Below are 25,585 nucleotides of genomic sequence, written 5' to 3' on the forward strand. Positions count from 1 at the left end.
CAGAAATCAGTTGCTCCTGATATGGTCTTTCAGGTCTGGCTCTTCTTCGATTTTTTTTAGGAGTTCTACCACATTGTTTACTTTTAGCTTCTTCATGATGTTGAACCGGTGCGTTTCAATCGTTCGGATGCTTTTTCCCAGTTGTTCTGCGATTTCCTTATTTGCAATACCGGCTGCGATCATTTTCAGGATCTGCCGTTCTCTTTTGGTGATCTCGTACTGATTGACCCCGGTTGTTTTATGAGTGATTTTCCGGTCTTTGCGCGTCAGAAAATTATTAACCAACACCTGGCTAATATCACCGCTGAAATATTTCCCTCCCTGGTGAATGGTTTTGATGGCCTTCAAAAACTCTTCCTTGCTGGTGTCTTTAAGCAGGTATCCAGATGCGCCGCTTTCGACGGACTGCAGGATGTAGTCTTCATCGTCGTGCATGGATAAGATCAGTACCTTGCTGTTCGGAGAGCTTTTGGTTAGTTTATGGGTCGCTTCCAACCCATTCATTACCGGCATTCGAATATCAATAATGAGTAAGTCTGGCTGCAACTTTTCTACTGCTTGCAGGGCTTCTTCTCCATTGGATGCTTCACCGATGACCGCGATATCCCCCTCATTTTCCAGCAGATTTTTGATGCCGCTGCGTACGACCAGGTGATCGTCCGCCAATACTACTTTTATTTTTCCCATGATGCTGTTTTTTCTCATTTAATCCAAAGGTACATTAATGCCAATGCTTGTTCCCCTTCCTTTTCCCGTTCGAATTTCACATTGCCCGTTGATGAAATTAGCCCGTTCACGAATATTGAAAAGTCCGTGACCGGAGGTTCCGAAATGCCCTTGCTCTTCCAATTTTTGGAGGTCAAAGCCTTGGCCGTTATCGCTGATTTCAAGATTTAGAAATTGTGAATTGTGCGAAATGGTAATGGTCACTTTCGTTGCCTGTGCATATTTGATGGCATTGTTTACGGCTTCCTGGCAGATTCGGTAGAGGTTATTTTCTACTTTTCCTTCCAATCTACTTAGAAATCCCGTTTTGTTTTCAAAAGTCACCTCCAAATCGGATATTTTGGATATTTCCCGGGCAAATTTGTTCAAGACCGGAACGATACCATAATCCGAAAGGGCACTCGGGGTAAGGTTAAAGGAAATCCGCCGGACCTCCCGGATTACATCTTTGAGTAATTCTTTGGAGGTTTTTAGTTTTTCCTTTTCGAAAGCGGTGTCGACCGAATGAATGCCTTCCAGGTTAAACTTCATAGCAGACAGCAATTGGCCAATGCCATCGTGCATGTCCCGGGAAATCCGCTTTCGTTCCTCTTCCTGTCCTTCCAGAATCAAGGCGGAGCGAAACTGCTGTTCCTTTACTTTTTTCTCGATTCTTTCCCGGTTGATTTCTTGAGAAATGGCCTCCGCCTCTTTTTTTTCCGTTTCGTCCGTACAGATCAAAAGCATGCTATCAGTCCGTTCTAGTTCATTTTGCGTAGGAATCAGGTTTACTTTTAGCCAGACAAAATCCCCTGCCAGGTTCACTACTTTGATTTCTCCATTCCAGGGATGGCCATTGCGAACCATTTCCCGGATGTTTTGCAAGTGCTTGCGATCGTATCCCTGCTCCTGCAGCCATTGAAAGAGGTTTTCGGGCCGCTCCTCCTCAAATTCCATTAGGGAAACGAACTGATCTGAAAATTGCTCAAAACTCCCATCTGCGGTGCATTTGGCATAAAGCGTGAAGTCATCCAGCGTTACATCCACCTCCAGAAGGTCTTGATAGGCCTGTTCCAGGGAACTGTATAAAGCACTTAGTTCCAGGGTCATTTTTTTGGATTTCTTCTGGGATTGCACCAGCTTGACAAATGTCTGCCGAATGGTTTTGGCAGAAGGGATGAAAACAAAAAACAGTTCAAATAGAATAACTCCCAAGGAAAGCACCATCAAAAACAGGGAGATATTCCCCAGATTCGTCACCTTCGTTTTAGCCTCCCGGTCGTATTGAAAAACGATGCGGTCCATGCCCTCCAAAAAGACAGGCTCCTGCCGGATAATGGATTCGATATCCTTTAGGATGTTTTCCGTTGGCGTTTGGATATCCTGATTCAGCGCGCCAACAATGCGGGAAGCAGCACTTGCGATCATTCGGTATTTGGGCTCAATTTGGGTAAAGAGGCTGGCTATTGTTTCACTGTTTTTTCCAGTAATTCCCAGGGAATCATCCCCGGTTTGCAATGCCCGGTGTGCCTCCTGCCATTCCTGTAAGGCCAATTCCAATTCTCCCAGCACTGCTGTTTTATCGGTTGGGACCGACGTTTCTCCCAGCAACAGGGCACTTTTACTTATCTTCTGACTAAGCATCCGCTGCCTTCCCGATAGGTTGACCACCAGCGAATCGTTTTCCTGCTCCCTGATAAATTTTTGAATCAGGATTTGACTGATAATGATGCTTGCCGCAATGGCACACAGGGCGATCAGGTAATACCTGCCGAGTTTTTCAAAGGTGGGTTTTTCGGTTAATGTATGATTATCCATTTGCGATTTCTTAGCCTAAAAATACGTAAAAACACTTAATATTCCCATTAGATAAACGCAAAGCAAAAAAGCAAGGCCTACATGCAGACCTTGCTTTCCGTTAAATGCCATCCAATAAGAAACGAATTCGCCGGCTTAATCCTCAAAGCCTACATACACATACCCTTCTTCGACTTTCACGGGGTAGGTAGCTATCGCAGCACAATCTCCGTTAAGGTTTTGGCCGGACCTAAGCGAAAACGTTTTTTTATGGAATGGACAGGCAACTTTGGGTTCGTCTCCTTCCGAACCGATCATGCCCCGCGACAAGGCCATTTGCATTTTGTGCGGACACAGGTTCTGACAAGCATACCATTCGTTTCTTCTGGAGAAATTATAAATGGCAATTTGCAGGTCTTTATACTTGATGCAGGCGCCACCGTTTTCGGGCAGGGCACTGACCGGTGCGGCCTTAAACCAGGTGGTGATTTTGGAATTGTCGGCTGTTTTATACATTTCCAGTTTGGTTGTCATCTTAGTTGCGTTTGGTAATAGTCGATTTTTTTAAGTAATGGATTGCATTTAGCTTCAGGAAGCGGGGATCTTTTGGCCTCGCATTTCTTGAAAAGAAACGGTTGGGTCGCCGTTTGTATCATTGACAAAATGCCTGAATTTTGCCCGAAGCTCAGGATTATTGACCACTTCTTTCCATTCGCAGGCATAGGTTTGAATCATAAAGGCCATTTCCCTTTCCAGTTCTTCTCCAATTTCAAGGGAGTCGTTTACGACGACATCCCGCAGGTAATCCAGGCCGCCTTCCAGTTTATTGAGCCAGGTTGCCGTTCGGGTAAGGGGTTCTGCGGTCCGGATATAGAACATCAGAAATCGATCGATGTACTTCAGGCAAGTGGCACTATCCACATCAGTGACCAACAGCTTCGCATGTTGTGGCTTCGACCCTCCGTTTCCGCAGACATACAGGTTCCAGCCTTTTTCGGTGGCAATAATGCCAAAATCTTTGCTTTGCGCTTCGGCGCATTCCCGGATGCATCCGGATACTGCTCCCTTTAATTTATGAGGAGAGCGTAGTCCCCGGTACCTTTCCTCTACCTGAATGGCAAAAGAAACGGCATCCTGAACGCCATAGCGACACCAGGTGGAGCCCACACAGCTTTTTACCGTTCGCAGCGATTTGCCATAGGCATGACCGCTTTCAAATCCGGCATGGATTAATTCTTCCCAAATATCGGGAAGTTGATCCACCCTTGCCCCAAATAAGTCGATCCGCTGCCCTCCGGTAACCTTGGTGTACAACTTGTATTTTTTGGCTACCTCTCCGATAACGATCAGCTTTTCCGGTGTAATTTCTCCTCCCGGAATCCTCGGAACGACCGAATAAGTCCCCCCTTTTTGGATGTTGGCTAAATACCGGTCGTTCGTATCCTGAATGCTGTCTTGTTTGACTATCAGTTCGTTCCAGGTGCTGGCAAGAATGGATGCTACAGCCGGTTTACATACCTCACATCCATCTCCTTTTCCGACCCGATTTAAAAGCTCATCATAGGTTTTGATTTTTTTCACCTTCACCAGATCCAAAAGCTCCTGCCTGGAAAAATCAAAATGCTCGCAGAGTACATTTTTTACCTGCTTTCCCATTGCTTTGAGCTGCTGTTTCAATAGGTCGTTGACCATGGGTATGCAACCTCCACAACCCGTGCCCGCTCCCGTGCAGGATTTGATCTCATCCACCTTGCTGATACCGTCCCTTTCGATCAGGTTGCTGATGGCCCCTTTGGTAACATTCTCACAGGAACAAATCTGAGCTTCATCGGGCAGGCTTTCTACACCTGCTCCCACGGGTTCTTTGCCTCCACGGGCTCCAAGAATCAAATCTTCCGGATCCGGGGGTAGTGGCATTTTATTTTGAATCATCTGCAGCAGTATGCCATAGGCAGCAGCATCTCCCACCAAAACGCCACCTAACAGCCGCTTTCCATCCCTGGCGACATTGATTCGTTTGTAGATACCCCGGGTTTTGTTTTCGTAGACGATGGATGTGGAAGGCTCTGCTTCCCCAAAAGGGTCACCAAAGCTAGCCACGTCGACCCCAATTAGTTTTAGCTTGGTGGACATGTCAAAACCAAGGAAGGGCCGGACTTCTTTTCCACACAGTTGATTGGCGACCTGAGAGGCCATTTCATAACCCGGAGCCACTAAACCGTATACCATTTCCTGATAAGACGCTACTTCTCCAATGGCGAAAATATCCTTGTCCTCTCTGGATTGCAGAAATTCATTTACGACCACTCCTCCCCGGGGAGCAGTAGACAGTCCGCAGCCTTTGGCCAGCTCATCCCGCGGTCTGATACCTGCTGAAATCACCAGCATGTCCACCGCTAACCTGGACCCATCCGCAAAATCAAGGCCGGTTAGTTTTCCATTACCTGTTATTTGTTTGGTATTTTTACTCAGGTGAATGGCTATGCCCAATGCTTCCAACTTGGCTTTTAGAATGGCGGCCCCTGCCTCATCTAATTGCCGGGGCATCAACCGGGGTGCAAATTCAATGACATGCGTATCTAAGCCCATGTCCATGACCGCTTTGGCTGCCTCCAGGCCGAGTAAGCCTCCGCCCATCACCGCCGCGGATTTCGCATTTTTCTTACCAAAATCAATGATAGCGTCCAGGTCCTCCAGGCTGCGGTAAACAAAGACCCCCTTTTTCTCTACGCCGTTGACAGGAGGGACAAATGCGCCGGAACCGGTAGCCAACACCAACTTGTCATACGACGTTTCTACTCCCGTATGACTCCTTACTGTTTTCTGATCCCGGTCGATAGCGACAATAAGCTCATTGGTACGTAGGTCAATATCCTTTTCTTCATACCAGGATCTGGGGGCCAAAAGCAAATCATCTGCAGTAGCTCCTGAAAAATAGGCACTTAAATGAACCCGGTCGTAGGCAGGCCAGGGCTCCTCCCCAAATACAGTGACCTTAAAGTCGCTGGCAGGCGCAGATGCTCTCAGTTTTTCGCAAAACTTGTAGCCTACCATTCCATTTCCGATTACAACGATACGTGTCATATATAATTTTTATTTAAATACTCAACTGCTCTGTCTAAGTAATTTATCTGATTAATCCCGTTTGAATCTTTCGCTAAGGTATCAATTATTTGATAAAATACGTATAAATACGTAAAAAAATACTTAAATTTGTTTTTGTGTTTAAGTAGTAAGTGTGTATGAAATACGTAGATTCAAAATTATCAATCGTCGGAGCAGGCCCTGGAGATCCCGATCTGATCACCCTAAAGGCAATAAAAGCACTTCAAAGTGCCGATGTGGTATTGTATGATGCCCTGGCAAATGAAGCATTGCTGGATTATGCTCCGCCTACTTCCATAAAAATTTTTGTAGGGAAAAGAGCGGGAATGCATCACCGGCAACAGCGGGAAATTAATCGAATGATCGTAAATTATACCAACACTTGTGGGCATGTGGTCCGACTAAAAGGAGGCGACCCCTACGTATTTGGACGTGGCCACGAAGAGTTGGAGTACGCACAAAGGCACGGGATTCCTACGACCTACATTCCCGGCATTAGTAGTGCCATTGCCGTTCCCGGATTGATGGGGATACCTTTGACCAAAAGGGGGATCAATGAAAGTTTCTGGGTAGTGACCGGAACGCTGAGTGATCAGCGAACGGCAAGGGATCTTACGCATGCAGCCCAATCCTCTGCCACAGTGGTCATCCTGATGGGGGTTAGCAAGCTGCCGGAAATTGTGGAACTGTTTAAAAAATACCGGGAGGTCAGCGAGCCGGTTTGCATGATTCAAAATGGAAGTAAACCGGATGTTCGTTTTATATCTGGAGATTTGGACAGCATCGTTTCGGTAAAGAATGAAGCGGGCCTTGCTTCACCCGCCATCATTGTGATTGGTGAAGTGGTTCGGGAAAAGGCCCAGGCTGTTTCTGAAATGCTGGAGCAGGAAGCGGTCCTGGTCAAATAGGATTAACAGCATAAATGGCCGTGGATTTCATTGCGATCCTTTTACATAATCCTCCGGGGTTTTTGGGTTCGGAAAATTATCACTTTCGTCTTCATGGGGTCGCTGGTGAAGGCATTGAAAATCCTTCTCAATGAGGATCAATGTTTCTTGCATGCTGCCTTCTTCCTGCAATTGTTTTAGAGAGATTTCCTCTGTTTTTGCCCAGGTTGTTAATGAGGAGAGCGGTGCGGAGATTTCCAGTTTTTGACCGGCAAATCGCGCCTGTATTGTTTTTACCGTTTGGTCCGGAATTAAGGCATACTGTAATACCTGCTTCTCGCCAAGGTTTAGTTCCTGATGGATGGGATGGCCCAGTGCAATTTGGGCTACCTCGGACTGGCTGAGCCGAAGGCGAATGGAATTATTATGGATTCTAAGTTTCATGTAAGATTATTAATTTAAAGGCCGACTTTGGACTCTCACAGACCGGACACTGATAACTGTCTGGTAATTTCATGAAGGAGGTCCCGGGAGGTACTTCGGACGCAGGATCACCGTATTTTTCATCATAAACGGTCTGGCAACTGGCACATTGGTACTTTCTGGGTGGTTTCCGGGCCGTTTCCCCGCTTCCTTCTGCGGAGCCGGGAGGTTTTCGAACCTCAAGCTGGTCGTAATACTTATAACTCAGTTCGATCAGTAATGGAGGAAGCGTCTCGATCGGCACATTTTTCACAAAGTAAAAATACTCGGATAAATTGGGATTGAAATTCCTCGAGAAAAGTATGTTAAAGGTATCCGGATCGTTTTCTTTGCTTTTCTTGGCCTTTTCTATGGCTACTGAAGTAAACAGGGCCATGTGTCTTGTTTTTACAGAAAAGCTCAGCCCATAGGTACTGATGTCCTGCTTGTCAAGTGCCCGCACGAGGTAGTTCTTTATTTCAAGGGCTTCCTCATCCAGTACCGGCAGGTGCCAGTTCAGTTCAAGTGAACTGTGCCGAATATTGATGCCAAATTTTCCAAGTAATTTTTCCCAGCTAAGCCGGTCCTTTTCCGCAATCCCTTTTACAATAATGGATTTCCAGGGACTGAGACATATTTTTCCGATGGAGGTGTCCAGGCATAGCTGACAAAGTGCTTTTAAAAAGTTGATGGTAAATTTATTATTGCGCCAGTAGAGGCCCAGCCAATATTTCCCGCCTACAATGCGGTTCATGCCTTCATAATAGGGAGTGGTGGCTTCCGGATAGTCCAGTTCCTGTATTACTTTTTGATGGTTCGGTGAAAGCGCTTCCTTCACTTCCTGGTAGAGTTCTTCGTACTTCCTTTTATTTTTAACGGGATGGATGTCTTCGATGGCTTTGGCGATTTTGGCAAGGTCATAGCCATAAATAAGGTCAGGAGCACACCAGGGCTTTGGATCAATTTCTGAAAACCGTAAATACAGGTACCAGTAGTTATCACTGGAAGAGGCAACAAAATTTATATTGCCCGTAAATAGCGGTACAAGGTTTTGAACCGGATCGGTGATGTTGATTTTAAGTTTGGGTCGGTAGTCAAAGGTATCCAGGATGTAATGATAGGTATGCGAGGCCAGCCAATGGGTGGTGGGCATTACGTCCAGGGCAGGGTAGGAGGAAACTATGTTTTGAAACTCCTCCCCATCCGTATCGTATTCCGTATCGATGGCCTGAAAGGTATTGGCCAAGGTATCCAGGTTTTTGTCTTTTAGGGGGAATAATACATCCTGCCGGGAACCCAGGTGAATGTAACTGGCACCCAATTCGTTGGCCGTTTGTATCATTTTCAGAAAATCACCGGGTGAAATGATTCCTCCTTTAACGAATACCCTGACTAAATCGGCTTTCTGCATGATCTTTTTGAGTTAGAGCGATAGTTTTGAGAAAATAGCCTTGGATAAATGACCCGTTGCGATATCAGCTCTGAATGAGTAAATGTATTTGGTTTTTTGGTGATAATAAAGCTTTCCGGGTTTTAGCAGTAGAAACGGATCATTCTCATCCGGATCCTGTGCTTACACCCCAGCCGACACCTTGGACAAAAGTTCCTCCTCCAGTATCCCCTTCACTTCAGGTTTGCAGCTCCCACAGCCCAGGCCCGCACCGGTTTGTTGACAGAGTTGGCGGAATTCACAGCATCCTGATCGGATGGCTTTGGTAAGATTCCCTTTACCGACGTTTCCGCAGGTACAAACCAGTTCTCCGATCAATTCTTCTGCGGAAGCTTTGCCTCTAAGTAATTCCTGTCGCTTGCTGGAGAGTTCGGTCCGTTCCTCAATGAGGGTTTTAAATTCGGCAAACTCTGACTTGTCTCCCATTAGAATGGCTCCCACCAATCGGTCCTGGTAAACGATGCATTTTTTATAGTAGGTCTGGGCGGTGTCGATCAGTAAAATCTCCTCGTATCCCTCTGCATTCGCAGGCACTTCCGGAAGGCCTATGGAGCAGAGGTCCAGGTCCGCAAATTTCAATATATTCATCGGTACATTCCCTTGGTAAAGGCTGAGCAAATCGCCGGCAATAAACCGGGCGGCGCAATCTGCCTGATTTTCGGCTGCAGCCGTGATCCCATTGAGTTTTCCCTGGAATTCGGCGATTTCACCCATTGCAAAAATGTCCAGGTCACTCGTCTGAAGGTAGTTGTTGACCTTGATTCCCAGGCCACAGGTCAAACCGGCAGATTTGCCCAATTCGATGTTGGGACGGGTGCCGATAGCGTAAACGACCGCATTGCAAGGGATGGTTTGACCACTTTTTAAACTGGCAATAATGTGTTTTTCCTCTCCGAAGGATTGCAGATGGGCCAATTGATTATTCATAAATAGCTGAACCCCCATGTCCTCTAGCCGGTCGCGCAGCAGGGAGCTGGCCATCGGATCCAGTTGCCTTTCCATCAAACGGGAGCCTAGCTGAACAATGGTGACCTTCAGGTCGATTTCCCGCAGAGCGGCGGCCAGCTCCAGCCCCAGCAATCCTCCCCCGACGATCAACACATGTCCCTTCTTTTCGAGATATTGTTTCAAATCATCTGCATTTTCCCGGTTTCTCATGGTAAATACGCCGGGCAAATGCATGGGCGCATCTCCGGGAACAAAGGCTCTACTTCCCGTGGCGAGAATAAGGGTGTTATAATAGTGCACCCGACCCTTTTCATCGGTTACCGTTTTGTTGGAGCGGTCGATCGATTCGATGCCATTTTCCACATGCAGACTGACGTTCAAATTGTCCAAATCGGAATCTGACTTGAACTTTAGTAAGTCCTCCCAGACCTTATGCTGGTTTACATAATCCGGAAGCAAGACCCGGTTGTAAAAGGGGTGTTTTTCTTTAGAGAAGACATGTATTTCATCCTCCTGATTACATTCCCGGTAAGAATTAATAAACCGGTAGGCAGCCGCACCCGCCCCTACAATCACGATTTTTTGCTTCGGCTTTTGATAGAGGCTTACCTGTACGACCGAATATTTGAAATCCGGTTGTTTGGAAACCGGGTCAAGGGCATTACCTGTGAGGTTATTGGCTCGGGCAAAGTCATTCTGTAAGATTTTTCCCCAATGCATGGGCAGGAAAACCACGCCTTTTTTAATGGTATCAGTGATCCTGGCGTACACCCGTACTTCTCCCCTGACTCCTATAACCTGTACGGTACTCCCCTCGGTTATTCCCCGTTCCATGGCATCTTCCGGATTGATTTCCAAAAAGGGCCTGGGAAGGTGTTTCTTAAGCTTGTTCACTTTCCCGGTGCGGGTCATGGTATGCCATTGATCCCGTATCCGCCCGGTCGTCAGAATAAGCGGAAATTCAACCGAGGGTATTTCATAATCGTTTTTTGGGCCGGAAAGTTGAATTTGCGCGCGACCGTTTGGGGTAGGAAACTTCCTGTCCGTAAAAAGACGTTTGGTTCCTCCCTGAGTCTTGCTCCGAAACGGCCACTGTACCGAACCTTGATTTTTTAAATAATCATAATCCAAACCGGAAATATCGATGTTTGAGCCTTTGGTCATTCGACAATATTCCGAATACACTTCTTCCATATGGCCGAAGTCGAATCCCGAGAACCCCATTTTTCGGGCAAAGCGAATGAGTATTTCGGCATCCGGAAGGGCCTCTCCTGGGGCATCCGTGAATTTGCTAAGGTGGCTGATACGCCGTTCCGAATTGGTCATCGTCCCTTCTTTTTCCCCCCAGCCCGCCGCTGGCAAAACCAGATCGGCATAGGGAATGGCTTCGGATTTGCTGGAAATGTCCTGTACCACCACAAACCTGGCTTTTTTCAGTGCGGCCTCTACCTTTCGGGCATCCGGCATGCTCACCATCGGATTGGTGCAGATGATCCATAGGGCTTTTATGGAGCCATCTTCAATCCCTTCAAATACCTGGGTAGCCGTTTTTCCAGGTGTTGCTGAAAGGTTATCCACCCCCCAGAAATGAGCCACTTCCTCCCGGTGTTCGGGTAGGGCGAGATTGCGATGACAGGCAAGTAAGGTAGCCATGCCTCCGACTTCACGTCCTCCCATGGCATTGGGTTGTCCGGTCAGGCTAAATGGACCGGAACCAGGTTTGCCTATGTGTCCGGTTATCAGGTTCAGGTCAATGAGGGCCAGGTTTTTATTCACCCCGTCGGCACTTTGATTGAGGCCCATGGTCCAGAGGGAAAGAAAGCCCCTGGCGTTACCAATGTGGCAAGCAGTGGATTTGATTTCCGCTTCAGTGATCCCGCAAATGCTGGCCGCTTCTCTAAGGGGCGTTTTCATCACCATTGCCTTATAGGCTTCAAACCCGTCCGTATGATTGGAAATGAATTCCAAATCCACGTCGCCCTGCTCAATCAGACACCTTCCCAGGGCATGAAACAGCACCTCATCCGTCCCGGGGTTTAGTTGCAGGTGCACGTCGGCAATGGCGCAACTTTGGGTAACCCGGGGATCCATAACAATAATTTTTACATGGGGATTTTCTTCCTTATGTTTTTCGATTCTTCTCCAAAGAATGGGATGGCACCAGGCCGGGTTGGCCCCTGCCACTAAAAAGCAGTCTGCGAGTTCGATGTCCTCGTAGGCTATGGGCACGCTGTCTTCACCCAGCGTTTTGATGTAGCCCATCACGGCCGAACTCATGCACAGTCGGGAGTTGGTATCTACATTGTTGGTCTTCAGGTATCCTTTGGTCAGCTTATTGACCAGGTAATATTCTTCTGTCAGGCATTGGCCGGAAACATAGAAGGCAACCGAATCCGGTCCGTTTTTTTCAATAATAGCCGAAAATACCGCTGCAGCTCGTTCCAGGGCTGTATCCCAATCTACCTTTTCCAAGGGGTGGGATTTGCCCCAGCGCATTTGAGGGTGAAGTAGCCGGTCCGATTGGTCTTCCACCACGTAATGAAGGTTCATGCCTTTGGAGCACAGCATCCCCTTATTTACCGGATTGTCAGGATCTCCCTGTAAGGTAATTTTTCCTTTCGTATCTTTTTCAGCAAGGATGCCACATCCTACCCCACAATAAGAGCAAGTGCTCTTGTAACGTTCTGCCTTTACCATATCCTTTGTGAATTCAAATGAGAAATTTAACTATTGACCATTTCCGGCTGAAGGATAGCCTCTTGGGTCAATGATTCTTCCAGTTCCTCTTGGGCCACTTTTTCATCATACCTGGAAAAGCGGATTAACAAAGAGGAAATGCTGATAACAGAGACGGTAATTCCCAGAAAGAACAAGGCATCCGCATAGCTAAGGCCTTCTACTTTTAAAAGGAATCCAGCCAAAACGGCTCCCACATTTCCGCCTGCTCCCACGATACCTGAAATCATCCCGATGGCTTTTTTATTCACAAAGGGTACCACAGAGAAAGTAGCTCCTTCTGCCATTTGCACAAAGAGACTAAAAAGAATCATGGTACCGATGGCTAATGGCAGCAGGGTCATTTGAGAGAACAGCATCAGGGCAATCCCTTCGATGAGTACCACTGCTCCCAAAAAGCTAACCCTTCCTTTCAGCCCCCATTTGAGTCCTGCTTTGTCTCCGAAAAAGCCTCCAAGAGACCGGGCAAACAAGTTCATCAGTCCGAACAGACCTGCTATTAGGCCGGCTGTCTTTAGGTCCAACTGGAAATTATCATGGTAATAGATAGCTGCAATATTATTAATGGTAAGTTCTATACCGAAACAGGCAGCGTAAATCAGAAACAAGGCCCATACCCGGCGGTCGGACAAGGCTGCTTTCAGTGCCCCTTTGCCATCGGCTTTTTTCTTTCGTTTGTACTCCAGATCTTTTTTGTTGAGGTCTTTGATATTTCCTTCCGGAAAATCCGTGGTCCATTTGTAGTAGGCAATGGCAGTGAGCAGCATGGCAATCCCAGGTACCATCATGGCGTATCGCCAGGCATTGGAATCCAGAAACCCAAGAGAAACAAACAGCGCAAAAATGGCTGGCATGACCATTTGCGTGACACCGCCACCCATATTGCCCCAACCGGCCGAAGTAGCATTGGCGGTGCCCACCACATTGGGAGCAAACATCACCGAGGTGTGGTATTGGGTGATCACAAAGGATGCGCCGATCACTCCGATCGCCAACCTGAATAAAAGAAAACTTTCGTAACTATCGCTAAGGCCGATGAGAATGACGGGTACAGCTCCCAGGGCAAGCAGGTAGGTATACGTAATTCGCGGACCAATACGATCTACCAACCAGCCAATAAATAACCTTGCCAGCACCGTTACCGATACCGAGGCAATAATAATATTGCCAATTTGTGACTTGGTTAGATCTAATTCTTCCCGTACGATGGCCATCAAGGGCGCTATTCCAAACCACCCGAAAAAACAAAGAAAGAAGGCAAACCAGGAAAGGTGAAATGCACGCATCTGCGGGGATTTGAAATCCAACAGGTTAATGGCGGTGGCTTTTTTGGCTGAAAATTTCATTGATTATCTCGTTTAATATGCGAAAATAGGTTCGGTATCGATCAGGCTTATTGAAGGCTATTATTACGTATATATACGGGTGACTATCCCAATCCTCTGATAAAGCGAATTCCTCAATGTTTATTTCGGGTTCCTGTTTTTTGCTCATGAACCACTATAAAACCACGAATTTCATTCGTTATCCCCTATCAGTGAGCTTTGTTTTTTCTGATTGCTAATATACGGGATGTTTTATTAAATAAGTAAAAATACGTAAAAAAAATTACGTAAAATTTGAAATTTACGTAGTGATTAAGGAAGAAGGGGCATTTTGTAGGCTTCCCGGTTTTGAAAATAATCCAGCATGTATAAAATTGCCTCTAATTTTGGATGGTTTTTCTTATCTTTCCAAAAATGAGTGCTGTTGGCTTTAAACGGCAAGTATAGGATTGATTAGGGACATTATGCTCTTGGTTTTTCAGAACAGATTTGTTGATTGAAAACAATAATGATACCCCCTTAAAGATGAAATCGAATTTTAAGTGTAGGTCTATATGAGAAAGTTTTCGGTAGTTTTATTAAAAAACATGGGTTGCGCCTTGATTTTCCTGAGCGCATCCGTTGCTTGTTCGCTAGAGAGTGAAGCTGATAAAATCATTGATCAATCCATCGCAACCCATGGAGGCGAACGCTTTCAATCGGCCGAAATAAGCTTTGATTTCCGGGACAGGCAGTATGAAATATTCAAATCTCCGGAACGGTTTCGATATGTAAGGGCTTTTTCCGGCGAGGCTGGTCGGATAGTAGATGTACTTGACAACGAAGGATTTACCCGTAAAATAGACGGGGAGGAGGTGGATTTGCCCGATAAAGACAAAGATGCTTATGCTAATTCTGTAAATTCAGTGGCTTATTTTGCTTTTTTACCCTACGGTCTCAATGATCCGGCAGTGATCAAAACCCATCTGGGAGAAATCCAGCTAGATGGAAAAACGTACGAACTTATTAAAGTAACTTTTGAAAAAGAAGGGGGAGGGGAAGATTACGACGACGAATTCCTGTATTGGATCAATAAGGAAAATTTCCGGATGGATTTTATGGCCTATACCTACCACACCGATGGAGGAGGGGTCCGGTTTCGGAAGGCTAAAAATCAGCGAGAGGTTTCCGGAATTCTTTTTCAGGACTATGATAATTATAAGCCAGAAGATGAAACAGTATCCGTGGAGGAAATGCAACCGCTGTACGAGGAGGGAAAGCTGGAACTGCTGTCCGAAATACTTTTAGAAAATATTCAAGTGGAATTGATTCAATAAAAAACGGCAGCTACCATGCATGAGAAAAGAGGACTGGTCATTTCCGGAGGGGGAAGTAAAGGAGCATTTGGAGGTGGAATAGCCGAATACCTGATCCGCGATTGCGGTTTCAACTATGAAATATTTGTGGGAACTTCTACAGGAAGCCTGTTGGTGCCACTCCTATCCATAAACGAAATCGAAAAAATCAAGGCAATCTATACATCGGTTACCCAGGATTGCATTTTTAGCACCAATCCGTTCGTTATTTCCAAAATTAACGGAGTGTATAAAACCCGCATCAATCATTTTAGTACGATCAAAATGTTTTTGAAGGGCAAGAAGACTTTTGGCGAAAGCAAAAACCTGTTCAAACTCATCAAAGAAATCATCACTCCTGCAGATTTTGATCGGATGAAAGCCAATACGGCGGAAATTTACATCACCGTTTCCAATTTGAGTACGAATAATGTGGAATACAAACGGCTAAAGGATTGCGAGTACCACGATTTTTGTGAGTGGATTTGGGCGTCTTCCAATCTGGTCCCCTTTATGAGTTTGATGGAGAAGGATGGCTATGAGTACGCAGATGGGGGGTTTGCAGACTTGGTTCCGATTTCCGAAGCCATTTACAAAGGGGCAACCGAAATAGATGTGATCGTATTGAAGGCAAGGGCAGGGAGGGAGATGAAGCGACCGGTACGTAATGCCTTGGAACTAACGACAAGGGCCTTTGATTTTATGTTGGACCAGATTTCCAGCGATGACATTAAGATCGGCGAATTGCTTGGAAAAAGGCGCAGGGTGAACCTCAATTTTTATTACCCACCGGCAGTATTAACGGAAAATTCACTTATTTTTGATCCTTACCAAATGAAAAAATGGTGGCGGCAGGGAAAGCGATTTGCGAAGGAGCAAAATCCGGTTTGTAAGTGTATCGAAATAGGAGTTGACAAATAAATCATATGCGACCTTCTTGGAAAAAATTCATTTATCTTCCGGCTGTTTTTCTCACCATACTGTTGCTAACCGCTATGGACCGGCAGCCCTTGCCAGGGTTATTTGTCATTGGCGATAGCATTTCCATGCAGTACGGCCCTTTCCTTGAACAATACGTTCAGGGGAAGTGGATCTATGATCGCAAGAGGGACGATGGATCTAGTTCAGCTAATCTGGATCATCCTGCCGGGGCCAATGGAGGCGACTCGGGTATGGTGTTGACCTACCTTCAGAAAAAGGTACAAGATCCATCCTTCCGTCCGGATTTGATGCTGATCAATTGCGGCCTGCACGATATCAAAACCGACGTAAAAACAGGAAAGAAGCAGGTTTCCCTGGACGACTATCGCTCCCATCTGGAGCAAATGTATACCCTTTTGCAGGAAAAAGGAATCCGAATGGTCTGGATCCGAACCACCCCGGTAGACGATGAGACCCACAATTCAAATCAACAATCCTTTTACCGGTATGCGGCAGATCTGGAAATTTACAATGCGGTGGCGGATGTAGTTTTCGAGTCCAGAGGCGTTCCTGTGATTGATCTCCATGGTTTTACTGAGAACTTGGGTGCTGATTTGTTTATCGACCACGTTCATTTTGGCGAGGAAACACGCGCCAGGCAAGCCGCTTTTATTGCTGGGTTTTTGGATTACTATTTTTAGTAAGTTCTGGCCCCGGGAATAACCTCTTAGGGATGTTACAGCCCTACTACGATTTCGGGATTTTTTTTGCTCGATCGTCAGTCAGCGTTTTGTATTCATCAATTTTTAGGACAGGGTTTTATTACAGTTTACCTTTGCCGAAACACAATAACCTATTTTTATGGACCGGCCCATCCCCGAGAACGAATTTGACAGGCTTTTGCAATTATCTGATTATGACCTGGACCATATCAAACTGGAAGATCATGTGAAAGACCTTGCCAAACTGGCAGCAAAAGTGGCCGGAACCAATATTTCCCTGGTCAATTTGATTGATGCCTATACACAGTGGACAGTGGCGGGGGAGGGGATTCCTGCCATGCAGATGCCTAGAGAGGATTCAGTCTGCCAATATACCATCATGGGTGATAAACCTTTTGAAATCAAGGATCTTACCAAAGACGAGCGCTTTAATAAAAAATTGTATGTGACAGATGATCCCAACCTGAAATATTACTGGGGGGTACCCTTGAAAAGTGAATCGGGTTTAAATCTGGGAGCTTTGTGTGTGGTGGACACGGAATCCAAGTACATCAGCCCGGAGAAAGTGGCCTTATTGGAGATCATTGCCAATGAGATTGTCAATCGCTTGAAATTGATGAAAACCGTAACCTTTTTACAATCTGAAGTTCAAAATGCCAGAGAAAAACAAGAGCAGGTAGCCCATGATATCAGAGGACCTATTGGAGGAATCATTGGCCTGGCGCAAATCATCAAAGAAAAAGGGGATAAAAATCAGTTGGAGGATGTGTTGGAGTTTATTGAGGTAATTCAAAATAGCAGCAAATCTTTATTAGAGTTAGCCGATGAAATACTTTCATCCAAGGAGGACGAAGGGAAAAAGAAGCCTGCACTAAACCCGGATAGTGAATACAACTTATTGACCTTAAAGGAAAAATTAAAAGACCTTTACGAGGTGCAAGGAGAGCAGAAAAAAGTAGAACTAAGCGTAGAGGTGAAAGGTGAAAATCAAGAAAATCCCTTTCCCAAAACGAAACTCCTTCAAATATTGGGAAACCTGATTTCCAACGCCATCAAATTTACACCATCGGGAGGTAGCGTAACCGTAAGCTTGGCACTTGCTGAAACCGCTGGCAAAAAGGAATTATTGGTAGAAGTGAAAGACACCGGGGCTGGAATGACGGAGGAACAAATCGAAGCTATTCTGAACGGTAAAGGGAATACGACAAAAGGAACCTCCGGGGAAAAAGGATATGGTTTTGGTCTTCCCCTGGTAAAGCATCTGATCGATGGTATGGGCGGTACCCTAAAAATTGATTCCCGGCCAGGTGCCTATTCCCGGTTTGAAGTAGCGCTCCCGGTTTAATTTTCTGCCTGTTTTGGTTTGATTTGGAGTCCGAAATCGTTTTTTTTGATAAACCTTTATTTGTTTAGCATGGAAAAATACGCACTTCCTAATTCTGATTTAGAGATTTCAAGATTAATTTTTGGTTGCTGGGCCATCGTAGGTGGTTTTAACTGGGGGCCACAGGATGAAAGGGATTCCCTGGCAGCTATCAAAATGGCCTACGATCAGGGAATTACCACTTTTGATACCGCAGAAGCCTACGGCGGGGGGGCTTCGGAGAATTTGTTAGCCAAAGCCCTGGGAGAAAAACGCAAAGACATCATTATTGCTTCCAAAGCGGGTCCGGCCGATTTTGCAGCGGAGGATATTAGAAAAGCGTGCGAAAGAGGGCTGAAAAATTTGAAAACCGATTACATCGACCTATACCAGTTGCACTGGCCCAATCCGGAAATTCCGTTGGAGGAAACCTTGGGTGCGCTTCAGGAACTTCGCGAGGAGGGTAAAATCCGGGCCTTCGGCGTGTCCAATTTCGGGAACGAAAGCCTGGCTACCTGCAAAAACTCCGGATTCAAGATCAGTAGCAATCAAATGGCCTATAATTTACTTTTTCGGGCCATTGAGTATTCGATCCTTCCCCAATGTGTTTCGGATGAGGTACCGGTACTTTGCTATTCTCCCATTATGCAGGGCTTGCTGACAGGGAAGTTTTCCTCGGAAGCGGAGGTACCCGATGACCGGGCGAGAACCCGGCATTTCACAAAGGAACGGTCTCAATCCCGGCATCAGGAGGAGGGCTGTGAAGAACTGACTTTTCAAACCATTAGTCAGATCCGGGAACTTTCCAAAGAAGCGAATATTCCCATGGGAAATTTAAGTTTGGCATGGTTGCTTTACCAAAAGGGCGTAGCGGCAGCCATCGTCGGCGGAAGAAATGCGGCGCAGGTTAGAAAAAATGCAGCGAGCGCTCAGGTGACACTGACCCCCTCCCTGGTATCCAGCCTTAATGAAATTACCCGTCCGCTCAAAGAGGCCTTGGGCCCCAACGCGGACCTATGGCAAACGGACGGTAGGGTGGTATGATTTTTTAGGGGACGGAGGTCTTTCCCATTCTTTTATGAAAAAATATATTTGAGCGATATGGGGATAAATGATTTGACAACCACCTAAAAGATGACCATAAATACTGGCATCATTTATGGTAGAATTTGGTGTAATTGATTCCATTTTTTAGATTTCTAAAAATATTAAAATCATGTTTGAATTGGAGAAAAACGAAATCAAATTTCTTTATAACGGTAAAAAGTTGGAAGACAGGGAAGCCTATGCCTATGTTTTGACGCTACATAAGCATGTAATCAATGAGTTGGATGTATCGAAAAATGAAATGACCCCAACCCAGGTTTTAGAGTTGGCAAAAAAACTAAACAAAAGTGTAATCGATCTCTTCGACGAGAAATCTGATTATTTCAAAGCAAACATTCAAGGAAAAGAGATCGACGAAACCGATCTCTTGACCTTATTGATTAAGGAGAAATCTGCTTTGAAAACGCCTCTTTTGATTTCAGCTAATGGGGCAACGGTTTTAGAATATCCAAGGGATACCATTAAGATAGATATGGTATTCAATGAAATAAGCGGAAACGATTCATAAACGCTATATTCCAGGTAGTCTAGCGTAGAAACTAATCTTTCCCATCCTGTAATTCTCCTGTAATTCTGGTTTTTTTAAGTAAAATGAAATTTAATTTCTTCGTAAAAGGGAATTTTTCTTTGTTTTATAACTTTTGGATGAAATTTTTTTCTATTTTTTGCATTCATTTGACGAGTAAGAAATGAAAGCCCAAATTACCGGCATTGTAGCAGTAGTAGCTCTATTCTTGATTTTGTTGTCCCCAGGTGAGGCAACGGGTCAATTTGTTGGAGGAAAAAGTACACCGCCAAACATCGTACTCATCCTTGCCGACGACCTTGGCTGGATGGATGTGGGGTATAATGGGGCTGAGTTTTATGAAACGCCCAATATCGACCAACTCGCTTCAGAAGGAATGGTCTTCACCCGGTTTTACCCCTCGGCTGCCAACTGTGCCCCCACGCGGGCGAGTTTGTTAACCGGGATGTATTCGCCACGACATCAGGTGTATGTTCCGCAAGGGTTGTCAAGGGGTGGCGATGTTTCCAAAATGCGGTTCAAAGTACCCACTCAGGGCCAAAATTCCACTTTCAATACATTTCCAGTGAGCATCAATACGGTTTCACCGGAATTTGAATCACTTGCCGAAATGCTGAAAAAGTCGGACTATGTATCTGCCAGGCTTGGGAAATGGCATATAGGCGACGATAATCAGGGTTTCGATGTGTTATCCGCAGCCGGTGAGATTGGGAAAATCACCAATTATTGCGGAGAGGAGAAGCGGTACTATAACGATGATCATGTGGCGGAAAGGCTGACTGATGCAGCGATCCATTTTATTGAGGCAAATAAAGAGCACCCGTTTTTTCTTTATCTCAGTCATTGGGAGGTACACACTCCCCTGGCCGCAAGGGACAAAAGGATCGAATATTACAAAAGCAAGCTTAAAAACCGGCCCGGAAAAAATTACGATCCGGTGTATGCAGCCGAAGTGGAACAGGTCGATAGTAGTGTTGGCAGGGTTCTAGCCAAATTAAATGAACTGGGTTTGGAAGATAACACGGTTGTGATTGTTACCTCGGATAACGGCGGGCTTTCGTCCGTTACCGATAATGCTCCGTTAAGGGCTGGTAAAGGCACTTTTTACGAAGGGGGACTCCGGGTACCGTTTTGTATTAAATGGCCTGGCATAACCCAAGCCGGTTCGAAATCCGACATTCCGGTAACTGGTGTTGATTTTATGCCCACCTTTGCAGAAATCGCCTCGGCGGAGTTGCCGCAAAACCAGCCGGTGGACGGTGATTCCTTTGTACCAATTCTTAAAGGAGAGCCATTCGACCGGGATCGTTCGCTTTTTTTCCATTTCCCGCTTTACCTGGGGGGTAGCGTGGAGGTATTGCCATCTTTCGATGGAACGGAAAATTACTGGCGTGCGGTACCCTCTTCGGTAATCATGGCCGGGGATTGGAAATTGATTTATTATTATGAATACGATCGTTATGAACTGTTTAATTTGCGAACCGATATTTCAGAGCAAGACGACCTTTCTGGCAGCGAAACCGGAATAGCAATAAAACTGTTGGAAAAACTTAGAAATTGGGTATTAGAGGTAAATGCTCCTGTGCCCAGTGTTTTAAATAGATAACATTGACCCGATAAACACCCAAGTGGAAACGCTTTAATTAAGATTTCATTATTCCAAAAATTCAACATTTATCATATGAAATTCCTCCTGTATCTTGTATTATACTTGCTTTCATTAGATTTAAGTGCCCATTCCGGCAGGCTGGATAAGATGGACACGAGCAAGCATCATCATGAACCGAAACGAAAAGCCCCTTTGAAAGCGTTAATCGTTGACGGACAAAACAACCATGCGGTATGGCCGAAGGCGACCCTAATGATGAAGCAGTACCTGGAAGAAACGGGGCTTTTTCAGGTAGCTATTTACAGAACCAGGTTTACCTGGGGCGCAGAAAGGGAAAAGGAGTACTTGCCCTTAGCGGGAGTGGGTGCCACCACCGATCTGGAAAACCCGCAACATGATCCGGATTTCGCCCCCATGTTCAAGAATTATGATGTCGTGATTTCCAACTTTGGCTGGAAAGCAGCGGATTGGCCGGAGGACACCCAAAAAGCATTCGAAGAATACATGTCCTCCGGCGGAGGCTTTGTCTCCTTTCACGCTGCAAACAATTCTTTTCCAGACTGGCTGGAATACAATAAAATGATTGGCCTGGGAGGCTGGGGTGACCGTACTGAAAAAGATGGACCTTATGTGTATTATACTAATGAAGGCGAGCTGGTACGAGATCCTTCACCGGGGAAAGGCGGTGCCCATGGACCTAGCCATATTTTTCCCATCACCATTCGTGAGAAAGATCATCCCATCACCAGGGGAATGCCGAAAGTATGGCTAACCACCAAGGATGAATGCTATTCTCAATTGCGTGGACCGGCCGAGAACATGACCGTACTGGCTACCGGTAAGGATGTTTCAGGCAAAGCTCCTACTGACCGGCACGAACCCATGCTGATGGTGTTGGACTACGGCAAAGGGCGGGTATTTCATACCACGCTGGGGCACGATGATTTTTCAATTGAAAGCGTTGGTTTTATCACTTCATTTTTAAGAGGAGCGGAATGGGCGGCAACAGGAAAGGTTACTCAACCCATACCAGATGATTTTCCTACGGCAGAAAATTCCACCAGCCGGGATTTTAAGTGGAAAATTGATGGCCAATAAAATCAATAGAGTTGGATACGATCAACCCGGTTGCAATCGCAATTTTTTACCTGCTACCGAAAGGTTATCGTTCAGATTTTGTTCATCCCAAAGATTGGAAATCACCGCTGATAGGTTTGGGTTCTGCAAGGCCCATAGGTAGGCTTTAACTGGAGCTTTCATATTCCCCGGTAATTCTTTGCATTTTTTGGATGCGCCACTTTCTTTGGCCAGCTCAATTTCTCTTTCCATGTATCCACCATTGATAACGTTAAAAGCTACCATGGCTACCTCATAATGGCCGGTTTCTCTGGCAGCCCTTAAAACGCCGGCCGGGTCATTGTGGGAAGACACGCCAAGAAAACGGACTTTCCCGGCCTTTTTTAGCTGTTCAAAGGTGGTAAACGTTTCTTTTAATTGTACTTCTTCGGAGAAACCTGCTCCGTGGGGACACATCAGAATATCAAAGAAAACGATGTATTCCCTGAACTTTGGACTTCCTTCCACTTGTGGGCATAATTAGCGGCCATGGCATTGCTCAGGTAGGTGCCTTCAAAGGAGCCTTGCTGTCCGGGCCAGTAGGTGATAAAATAGCCGGGCTTACCCACATTGTGGGCAGAACGCATTTCCATGGCTTTTTTTTTGGTAATGTTCCTGTTTGTTACCATGCAGGCCGTCATAAAATTCCCGGTACAGGTTATTTCTTAGATCGGTATATCCACTTACCTTTGTGGTCATAAACATTTTTTCCCGTTTGGCGCTGTTGTCGATGATCTTGGCATAACATTCTTCACATTCGCCATTACCGTAGGAAGGTACCCTATCCAGGTAGTTCAATCCACGTTCCATGGCAATTTCGGTCATCCGCAGGTTACCTAGACGGGCGGGATCACCGCCATTGACCACTTCAGAGATCACTATGCCGGTATTTCCCAACCGGCGATAGGCCATACCTGTTTTTTTGTTGCGCCATTCCGGTTTGATACCAGGTTGCAGGTTAGTAAGAGCCGAGGGTCTAGTTGCTTTGGCTTTTCCCAGCAAAGGAATGCCCAAACCTAATTTAGCAGGTATCAGTACAACAAAGCCGGTGATGAGCAATGAAGCTGCGCTGGATTTTGAGGGATTTATTCCTACTGGGAAATATGACATGACCGCCATTTTACGGGATGACGAAGAGCGGATGAATCCTTCCTATTATGTTTACATTGAAAAAATCAATGACCAAGAGTTGAAATGAATGGTATTCGTATCGATAGCAGCAAGCTTCTTTCCCAAACCAGTTGTCTTTCAGAGGGATTACGTGGATGTAAACCGGAACCGGTTTTGGTTTTATTTATATGGTTTTTATCTAAATCTTTGATATTTTAACGATTAGTTTTTATTTTAATTTCGTATTGACATTTCCCACCTATATAAATGAGAGCTTATCAAAAATAAAGGATTAAAAACACTCCTATGAAAATCAAACCCAGCCAGATAACCTCCCTATTACTTTTTCTTTTTGTAAATTACACCGCCCTTAATGCCCAAGAACAATCGCAGGAGCCGGAAAAGAATTACCAATCTGTTACCCCCTATGCATTCCCCTTACTTTCATTCACGGATCCCAACCAACGGAAAGCCGATGGGAATGGGGAAGTGGATGTCTCAGGGGAACTGAAGGAATGGCATAAGGTTACCCTGACCATGGATGGCCCCTTTGCACATGAATTGGACAAGGAACCCAATCCATTTACGGATTACCGCATGTCGGTGCGGTTTGTCCATGAATCCGGGGAGCCGGAATATGTCGTGCCCGGATATTTTGCGGCTGATGGTAATGCGGCAGAATCAGGGGCCGATAATGGAATCAAGTGGCGGGCGCACCTGTCTCCCGATAAATCAGGTGAATGGCATTATGAAGTTTCGTTTTTGAAAGGGGAGTTGGCGGCCGTATCGGATCAACCCTGGTCCAAACCCCTGGCACCATATGATGGGGCAGAAGGCGATTTCACCATCAGTCCGACAGATAAGGAAGGCAAGGATTTTAGGGCCAAGGGAAGGCTGGAATATGTGGGAGAACATTTCCTTAGATTTAAAGGCAACAATGAATATTTTTTAAAAGTGGGCCCGGATGCTCCGGAGACCTTACTCGCCTATGCGGATTTTGACGGCACCTATAATGTGCACACCCAAATATGGAAAACGACGGTACCCATCAAACATTTCAGGGATCATTTAGGGGACTGGAAGGAAGGTGATCCCACCTGGCAGAAAGATAAGGGAAAAGGGTTGATAGGGGCGGTCAATTATTTGGCATCAAAAGAGATGAATACCTTTTCCTTCCTGACTTATAATGCAGGCGGTGATGGAGAAAATGTATGGCCATTTATTGAAAGAAATGAAAAGTACAGATACGATTGCTCCAAGCTCGACCAATGGCAAATGGTATTTGACCATGCCCAGACCAAGGGCCTAAATTTGCACTTTAAAACCCAGGAAACGGAGATGGATGACAACAACTATCCGGCTACCAATAAAGCCAGGGAATCTTCTGTGATCATTGAATCCCTTGACGGAGGGGATTTGGGGCCGCAAAGGCGGTTGTATTATAGGGAATTGATTGCCCGGTTTGGATACAGCCTGGCTTTGAATTGGAACCTGGGAGAGGAAAATTCGCAGACTACGGAGCAGCTAAAGGAAATAACAAAATTCTTTTATGAAAACGATCCTTATAGGCACAATGTGGTGGTGCATACCTACCCGCAACAGCAGGATGATGTGTATACGCCCTTATTAGGATATAATTCCCATTTATCCGGGGTATCTTTGCAAAATTCATGGGATGCCGTTCACCAAAGGACCCTCCAATGGGTAAGGGCATCAAATACAGCCGGCAAACCCTGGGTAGTGGCCAATGATGAGCAAAATCCTGCCGGAACAGGTGTACCTCCTGATCCGGATTTTGGCAATTATGAACCCCTGGATTATGACATCCACGATATAAGAAAAAGGACCTTGTGGGGAAATATCATGGCAGGCGGTGCCGGGGTGGAATATTATTTTGGCAACCGGCATCCGGATAGCGATATGCAAAGTGAAAATTACCGCAGCCGGGATCAATCCTGGGAATATTGCAGGATTGCCCATGCGTTTTTTATGGAACATGAAATCCCTTTTTGGAAAATGACCAACCGGAATGCCCTGATTTTTAACGAGGATGATGGAAATGAAAAGTATTGTTTGGCGCTGGATGGGGAGCAATACCTGGTTTATCTGGCTGATGCTCAAACTTCAAAATTGGACCTTAGAGATATAGAAGGTTCATTTGTTGTGAAATGGTTTAACCCACGGGAAGGAGGAACACTTATGGATGGCAATATTACCGAGATTGAAGGTGGGGATGTCATTGAACTGGGTTTGCCACCGGAAGAACTGGAGGAGGATTGGTTGGTTTATATTATGGTTGAATAATTTCAGGATTTAGATAAGACCTTTAGGTTTTAAAATACTAACTTCAATTATTTTCCTA

At 45.6% G+C, this 25,585-nt stretch carries 21 protein-coding genes; 10 read left to right on the forward strand and 11 right to left on the reverse strand.

The genetic code is table 11. The features are described from left to right. Positions 1-6 precede the first annotated feature (6 nt). From GJS45_RS06630 to nirB, 4 genes are all read right to left on the reverse strand, one after another. Positions 7-687 carry a response regulator transcription factor gene (locus GJS45_RS06630; protein WP_162340814.1) on the reverse strand — a complete coding sequence of 227 codons (681 nt, stop codon included), beginning with the start codon at positions 685-687 and terminating at the stop codon, positions 7-9. Positions 688-705: 18 nt separating this feature from the next. Next, the gene (locus tag GJS45_RS06635; RefSeq protein ID WP_162340688.1) at positions 706-2,523 is read right to left on the reverse strand and encodes a sensor histidine kinase; all 1,818 of its coding nucleotides are present in this window, start codon (positions 2,521-2,523) and stop codon (positions 706-708) included. A 135-nt stretch (positions 2,524-2,658) separates the two neighbouring features. Then, positions 2,659-3,036 carry a nitrite reductase small subunit NirD gene (nirD, locus tag GJS45_RS06640; protein WP_162340689.1) on the reverse strand — a complete coding sequence of 126 codons (378 nt, stop codon included), beginning with the start codon at positions 3,034-3,036 and terminating at the stop codon, positions 2,659-2,661. Between the two features lie 54 nt (positions 3,037-3,090). Continuing rightward, positions 3,091-5,586, reverse strand: coding sequence for a nitrite reductase large subunit NirB (gene nirB, locus GJS45_RS06645; RefSeq protein ID WP_162340690.1), 2,496 nt, complete (start codon positions 5,584-5,586; stop codon positions 3,091-3,093). Positions 5,587-5,744: 158 nt separating this feature from the next. On the opposite strand from nirB, the gene cobA reads away from it, so the two are divergent. Further along, positions 5,745-6,515 carry a uroporphyrinogen-III C-methyltransferase gene (cobA, locus tag GJS45_RS06650; RefSeq protein ID WP_162340691.1) on the forward strand — a complete coding sequence of 257 codons (771 nt, stop codon included), beginning with the start codon at positions 5,745-5,747 and terminating at the stop codon, positions 6,513-6,515. Between the two features lie 27 nt (positions 6,516-6,542). Here cobA and GJS45_RS06655 read toward each other — a convergent pair whose 3' ends face one another. From GJS45_RS06655 to GJS45_RS06670, 4 genes are all read right to left on the reverse strand, one after another. Next, positions 6,543-6,938 (reverse strand): DUF7009 family protein, encoded by a 396-nt coding sequence (locus GJS45_RS06655; RefSeq protein ID WP_162340692.1) that lies wholly within the window; start codon positions 6,936-6,938, stop codon positions 6,543-6,545. Beyond that, positions 6,928-8,367, reverse strand: a complete 1,440-nt coding sequence (locus GJS45_RS06660; protein ID WP_162340693.1) for a rubredoxin — start codon at positions 8,365-8,367, stop codon at positions 6,928-6,930. The genes GJS45_RS06655 and GJS45_RS06660 overlap by 11 nt, the downstream gene beginning before the upstream one ends. Positions 8,368-8,529: 162 nt before the next feature. After that, positions 8,530-12,051 (reverse strand): nitrate reductase, encoded by a 3,522-nt coding sequence (locus GJS45_RS06665; protein WP_162340694.1) that lies wholly within the window; start codon positions 12,049-12,051, stop codon positions 8,530-8,532. Between the two features lie 26 nt (positions 12,052-12,077). Further along, positions 12,078-13,436: a NarK family nitrate/nitrite MFS transporter gene (locus GJS45_RS06670; protein ID WP_202928043.1), complete on the reverse strand. Its 1,359-nt coding sequence runs from the start codon at positions 13,434-13,436 to the stop codon at positions 12,078-12,080. A 533-nt stretch (positions 13,437-13,969) separates the two neighbouring features. Between GJS45_RS06670 and GJS45_RS06675 the strand changes: the two genes are divergently transcribed. From GJS45_RS06675 to GJS45_RS06710, 8 genes are all read left to right on the forward strand, one after another. Next, entirely contained in the window at positions 13,970-14,731 is a 762-nt protein-coding gene (locus GJS45_RS06675; protein ID WP_235954651.1) for a DUF6503 family protein, read from the forward strand. Between the two features lie 15 nt (positions 14,732-14,746). After that, on the forward strand, positions 14,747-15,670 hold the full coding sequence (locus tag GJS45_RS06680; protein ID WP_162340695.1) for a patatin-like phospholipase family protein: 924 nt from the start codon (positions 14,747-14,749) through the stop codon (positions 15,668-15,670). 5 nt (positions 15,671-15,675) lie between these two features. Next, positions 15,676-16,371, forward strand: a complete 696-nt coding sequence (locus GJS45_RS06685) for an SGNH/GDSL hydrolase family protein (protein WP_162340696.1) — start codon at positions 15,676-15,678, stop codon at positions 16,369-16,371. A 160-nt stretch (positions 16,372-16,531) separates the two neighbouring features. Continuing rightward, a complete protein-coding gene (locus GJS45_RS06690; protein ID WP_162340697.1) occupies positions 16,532-17,737 on the forward strand; it encodes a GAF domain-containing sensor histidine kinase in 1,206 nt (401 codons plus the stop codon). 69 nt (positions 17,738-17,806) lie between these two features. Beyond that, a complete protein-coding gene (locus GJS45_RS06695; protein WP_162340698.1) occupies positions 17,807-18,799 on the forward strand; it encodes an aldo/keto reductase in 993 nt (330 codons plus the stop codon). 172 nt (positions 18,800-18,971) lie between these two features. After that, complete coding sequence (locus tag GJS45_RS06700) at positions 18,972-19,370, forward strand: thioredoxin domain-containing protein (RefSeq protein ID WP_162340699.1); 399 nt, start codon at positions 18,972-18,974, stop codon at positions 19,368-19,370. 181 nt (positions 19,371-19,551) lie between these two features. Then, positions 19,552-20,994, forward strand: coding sequence for a sulfatase (locus GJS45_RS06705; protein ID WP_162340700.1), 1,443 nt, complete (start codon positions 19,552-19,554; stop codon positions 20,992-20,994). A 150-nt stretch (positions 20,995-21,144) separates the two neighbouring features. Further along, positions 21,145-22,095 carry a ThuA domain-containing protein gene (locus GJS45_RS06710; RefSeq protein ID WP_394366578.1) on the forward strand — a complete coding sequence of 317 codons (951 nt, stop codon included), beginning with the start codon at positions 21,145-21,147 and terminating at the stop codon, positions 22,093-22,095. 21 nt (positions 22,096-22,116) lie between these two features. Here the strand turns inward: GJS45_RS06710 and GJS45_RS06715 are convergent, their stop codons facing one another. Genes GJS45_RS06715 through GJS45_RS06725 form a run of 3 tightly spaced genes read right to left on the reverse strand, consistent with a single transcriptional unit; the run spans position 22,117 to position 23,223 of the window. Further along, positions 22,117-22,581 (reverse strand): aldo-keto reductase family protein, encoded by a 465-nt coding sequence (locus tag GJS45_RS06715; RefSeq protein WP_162340702.1) that lies wholly within the window; start codon positions 22,579-22,581, stop codon positions 22,117-22,119. Continuing rightward, positions 22,530-22,706 (reverse strand): hypothetical protein, encoded by a 177-nt coding sequence (locus GJS45_RS06720; protein ID WP_162340703.1) that lies wholly within the window; start codon positions 22,704-22,706, stop codon positions 22,530-22,532. The genes GJS45_RS06715 and GJS45_RS06720 overlap by 52 nt, the downstream gene beginning before the upstream one ends. After that, a complete protein-coding gene (locus GJS45_RS06725) occupies positions 22,675-23,223 on the reverse strand; it encodes an aldo/keto reductase (RefSeq protein WP_162340704.1) in 549 nt (182 codons plus the stop codon). The genes GJS45_RS06720 and GJS45_RS06725 overlap by 32 nt, the downstream gene beginning before the upstream one ends. Before the next feature lie 306 nt (positions 23,224-23,529). On the opposite strand from GJS45_RS06725, the gene GJS45_RS06730 reads away from it, so the two are divergent. Then, positions 23,530-25,527 (forward strand): DUF5060 domain-containing protein, encoded by a 1,998-nt coding sequence (locus GJS45_RS06730; RefSeq protein ID WP_162340705.1) that lies wholly within the window; start codon positions 23,530-23,532, stop codon positions 25,525-25,527. Positions 25,528-25,585: the final 58 nt, after the last annotated feature.

The sequence above is a fragment of the Cyclobacterium salsum genome, assembly GCF_010119245.1.
Lineage (GTDB): Bacteria > Bacteroidota > Bacteroidia > Cytophagales > Cyclobacteriaceae > Cyclobacterium > Cyclobacterium salsum.

Bases quoted from the DNA above. Each gene is read 5' to 3' on its own strand.
- GJS45_RS06675 (WP_235954651.1), top strand. From the start codon at position 13,970: ATGAGAAAGTTTTCGGTAGTTTTATTAAAAAACATGGGTTGCGCCTTG.
- GJS45_RS06725 (WP_162340704.1), bottom strand. From the start codon at position 23,223: ATGTCATATTTCCCAGTAGGAATAAATCCCTCAAAATCCAGCGCAGCT.
- GJS45_RS06635 (WP_162340688.1), bottom strand. From the start codon at position 2,523: ATGGATAATCATACATTAACCGAAAAACCCACCTTTGAAAAACTCGGC.
- GJS45_RS06660 (WP_162340693.1), bottom strand. From the start codon at position 8,367: ATGCAGAAAGCCGATTTAGTCAGGGTATTCGTTAAAGGAGGAATCATT.
- GJS45_RS06680 (WP_162340695.1), top strand. From the start codon at position 14,747: ATGCATGAGAAAAGAGGACTGGTCATTTCCGGAGGGGGAAGTAAAGGA.
- GJS45_RS06700 (WP_162340699.1), top strand. From the start codon at position 18,972: ATGTTTGAATTGGAGAAAAACGAAATCAAATTTCTTTATAACGGTAAA.
- GJS45_RS06730 (WP_162340705.1), top strand. From the start codon at position 23,530: ATGAAAATCAAACCCAGCCAGATAACCTCCCTATTACTTTTTCTTTTT.
- GJS45_RS06670 (WP_202928043.1), bottom strand. From the start codon at position 13,436: ATGAAATTTTCAGCCAAAAAAGCCACCGCCATTAACCTGTTGGATTTC.
- GJS45_RS06710 (WP_394366578.1), top strand. From the start codon at position 21,145: ATGGACACGAGCAAGCATCATCATGAACCGAAACGAAAAGCCCCTTTG.
- GJS45_RS06690 (WP_162340697.1), top strand. From the start codon at position 16,532: ATGGACCGGCCCATCCCCGAGAACGAATTTGACAGGCTTTTGCAATTA.
- GJS45_RS06685 (WP_162340696.1), top strand. From the start codon at position 15,676: ATGCGACCTTCTTGGAAAAAATTCATTTATCTTCCGGCTGTTTTTCTC.
- nirB (WP_162340690.1), bottom strand. From the start codon at position 5,586: ATGACACGTATCGTTGTAATCGGAAATGGAATGGTAGGCTACAAGTTT.
- GJS45_RS06695 (WP_162340698.1), top strand. From the start codon at position 17,807: ATGGAAAAATACGCACTTCCTAATTCTGATTTAGAGATTTCAAGATTA.
- GJS45_RS06655 (WP_162340692.1), bottom strand. From the start codon at position 6,938: ATGAAACTTAGAATCCATAATAATTCCATTCGCCTTCGGCTCAGCCAG.
- nirD (WP_162340689.1), bottom strand. From the start codon at position 3,036: ATGACAACCAAACTGGAAATGTATAAAACAGCCGACAATTCCAAAATC.
- GJS45_RS06630 (WP_162340814.1), bottom strand. From the start codon at position 687: ATGGGAAAAATAAAAGTAGTATTGGCGGACGATCACCTGGTCGTACGC.
- GJS45_RS06665 (WP_162340694.1), bottom strand. From the start codon at position 12,051: ATGGTAAAGGCAGAACGTTACAAGAGCACTTGCTCTTATTGTGGGGTA.
- GJS45_RS06705 (WP_162340700.1), top strand. From the start codon at position 19,552: ATGAAAGCCCAAATTACCGGCATTGTAGCAGTAGTAGCTCTATTCTTG.
- GJS45_RS06720 (WP_162340703.1), bottom strand. From the start codon at position 22,706: ATGGAAATGCGTTCTGCCCACAATGTGGGTAAGCCCGGCTATTTTATC.
- cobA (WP_162340691.1), top strand. From the start codon at position 5,745: ATGAAATACGTAGATTCAAAATTATCAATCGTCGGAGCAGGCCCTGGA.